3 protein-coding genes and 1 pseudogene are annotated in these 2,423 nt (G+C 69.5%); 2 read left to right on the forward strand and 2 right to left on the reverse strand.

Translation table 11 applies throughout. The annotated features are described in order from the left end of the window. Positions 1-454: pseudogene (locus tag KZA10_RS12465) on the forward strand (ArsR family transcriptional regulator); the annotation flags it as partial. 24 nt (positions 455-478) lie between these two features. Continuing rightward, a complete protein-coding gene (locus tag KZA10_RS12470; protein WP_017828242.1) occupies positions 479-886 on the forward strand; it encodes an arsenate reductase ArsC in 408 nt (135 codons plus the stop codon). A gap of 57 nt (positions 887-943) precedes the next feature. Here KZA10_RS12470 and KZA10_RS12475 read toward each other — a convergent pair whose 3' ends face one another. Both KZA10_RS12475 and KZA10_RS12480 read right to left on the reverse strand, forming a co-directional pair. Continuing rightward, the gene (locus KZA10_RS12475; protein ID WP_306300816.1) at positions 944-1,657 is read right to left on the reverse strand and encodes a flagellar hook-basal body complex protein; all 714 of its coding nucleotides are present in this window, start codon (positions 1,655-1,657) and stop codon (positions 944-946) included. A 26-nt stretch (positions 1,658-1,683) separates the two neighbouring features. Continuing rightward, positions 1,684-2,127, reverse strand: a complete 444-nt coding sequence (locus tag KZA10_RS12480; RefSeq protein WP_218683029.1) for a flagellar hook assembly protein FlgD — start codon at positions 2,125-2,127, stop codon at positions 1,684-1,686. Between the last annotated feature and the right edge of the window lie 296 nt (positions 2,128-2,423).

Consider the following 2,423-nt stretch of genomic DNA (forward strand, 5'->3'; position numbering starts at 1 on the left):
CACGGAGCGCTTCGCGCGTCAGCGCCTCGCCGACCTCACCCGCGATCGCGATGCCGCGGTCCCGCAGGTGCTCTTCGTCTGCGTCGCCAACGCGGGGCGGTCGCAGCTCGCCGCCGCGCTCGTCAACAAGCTGGCGGCCGGCAAGGTCGTGGCTCGCTCGGCAGGATCGGCCCCCGCCGACGTCATCCACCCGCACGTCCGCTCGATCCTCGCGGAGATCGAAGGCGACCTGGCCGCCGAGCGCTTCCCGAAGCCCCTCACCGACGACGCCGTCCGTGCGGCCGACGTCGTCATCACCATGGGGTGCGGCGACGTCTGCCCGATCATCCCCGGCGTCCGCTACGACGACTGGGCCGTCGGCGATCCCGCCCTCGCTTCGCGGGAGGGCGTCGAAGCCATCCGCGACGACATCGCCGCACGCGTGCGCGCGCTCGTCGACGACCTTCTTCCCTGACCACATCTCTCACCAGGAGTCTCAATGACCGACACGACCACCACGCCCTCCGTCCTCTTCGTCTGCGTGCACAACGCCGGACGCTCCCAGATGGCAGCCGGGTTCCTTCGCGACATCGCGGGCGACCGCATCGAGGTCCGCTCGGCCGGCTCCATGCCCGCCGACCAGATCAACCCCACCGCTGTGGAAGCGATGGCGGAGCTCGGTATCGACATCACCGCCGAGCAGCCCAAGGTGCTCACGACCGAGGCCGTGCAGGCGTCTGACGTCGTCATCACGATGGGCTGCGGCGACGCGTGCCCGTTCTTCCCCGGCAAGCGCTACGAGGACTGGAAGCTCGACGACCCGGCCGGCCAGGGGATCGACGCCGTGCGGCCGATCCGCGACGACATCCGGGCGCGCATCGAGCAGCTGGTGAGCGAACTGCTCTGACCACAGGTGACGGCGCGGCGGCTCGTGGTCTCACGCGCCGCCGCGCCGCCCCACGGCTCAGCGCTTCAGGTTCGTGAGCTCCTGCAGCACCTCGTCGCTGGTGGTGATGATGCGGGCGTTCGCCTGGAAGCCGCGCTGCGCGACGATCAGGTTGGTGAACTCCTGCGACAGGTCGACGTTGGACATCTCGAGCGCGCCGCTGATGATGCCGCCCAGGCCGTCGGTGCCCGCCTGCCCGAGCGTCGGCTCGCCGGAGTTGCCGCTCGGGCGGTACTGCGAGGAGCCGGCCTTCTCGAGTCCTCCCGGGTTGACGAACCCTGCCAGGGCGACGCGGGCGAGCACCTCGGTGTCGCCGTTGCTGAAGGTGCCGACGAGGCTGCCGTCGTTCATCAGCGCGTACGAGCTCAGCGTGCCGGCCGGCTTGCCGTTCTGCTCCTTGATCGCGACGTCGCTGACATCCGCGAACCCGGTGACGGCGGAGAGGTCGACCGTGACACCGCCGGAGACGATGGAGGAGGCCGCCGCCTGCTTGCCGTCGGTGAACGTGAGAGCGGTGTTCGTGCCGCCCGGCTCGGTGACGCTCCAGCCCGTGGCGGTGCGGGTGAAGGTGAGGCGCAGCGACGTGGCCGTACCCTCGGCGTCGTAGGTCTTGATGTTGCGCACCAGCTGCTCGCCGACCGCTGCCCCGGAGTGCAGGTTGCCGGTGACGCGGGCGAGCATGGTCTGGTGCGAACGCAGACCCGAGATACCTGCGAACAGAGAGCGGAGCATGGTGATGCCTTTCTGGAAGGGACTGGTCAGGACTGCGAACGGGGGGCGAGGGAGACACCGGAGACGGCGTCGAGAGGGATGGATGCGTCGCCGATGGTGACGAGCGGGACAGCGCCGGCGTAGGAGACCGAGGTGACGATGCCCTTCTGGGTGACGCCCTTCTCATCGACGTACTGCGCTTCGTGGCCGATCAGCGCGGTGGCCGTCTGGCGCATGCTGAGCGCGAAGCTCTCGGTCGAGGTCGCCGTGAGCGCGGTGAGCTGCTCCATCGAGGCCAGCTGGGTGGTCTGCGAGATCATCTCGTTGGTGTTCATGGGCGAGCTCGGGTCCTGATTGGTCAGCTGGGTCACCAGGAGTTTCAGGCAGACCTCCGAGTCGAGCGTCTTCTTGCGCTCGGTCGGGGGCGTCGTGCTGCCCGTGTGCACTCCGGAGGGCGGGATGGTGCCGGAGATGGGGTCGACCGTGGTCATGGATTCCTCTCGGATCAGGCGAAGACGTCGATGCCGCCGTGCGGCGAGATGAGGGGGACGGGGAAGCCGGATCGGTCGGCGATGTCAGGTCGGTGGACGCTCTGTCACCGGACGAGGGATGTGCTGCGTCTCGGCCTCTCGCGTCGGCGGCTCCCGGCTCACCGCTGTTCGTTCCGGTCGTGGCACCGTTGGAGGAGCCGGTCCCGCCTCCGGTGCCGTTGTGGGCGGAGTGCTGCGGGTTCGAGGATGCGGGTCTGTCGTCCGAGGCCGACAGCAGGAGCGAGGCCTGCGGTGCC

It is taken from the genome of Microbacterium sp. BF1, from assembly GCF_019279095.1.
GTDB classification, from domain to species: domain Bacteria; phylum Actinomycetota; class Actinomycetes; order Actinomycetales; family Microbacteriaceae; genus Microbacterium; species Microbacterium maritypicum.

Coding starts and splice junctions, on each gene's coding strand:
- KZA10_RS12470 (WP_017828242.1), top strand. CDS start 479: ATGACCGACACGACCACCACGCCCTCCGTCCTCTTCGTCTGCGTGCAC.
- KZA10_RS12475 (WP_306300816.1), bottom strand. CDS start 1,657: ATGCTCCGCTCTCTGTTCGCAGGTATCTCGGGTCTGCGTTCGCACCAG.
- KZA10_RS12480 (WP_218683029.1), bottom strand. CDS start 2,127: ATGACCACGGTCGACCCCATCTCCGGCACCATCCCGCCCTCCGGAGTG.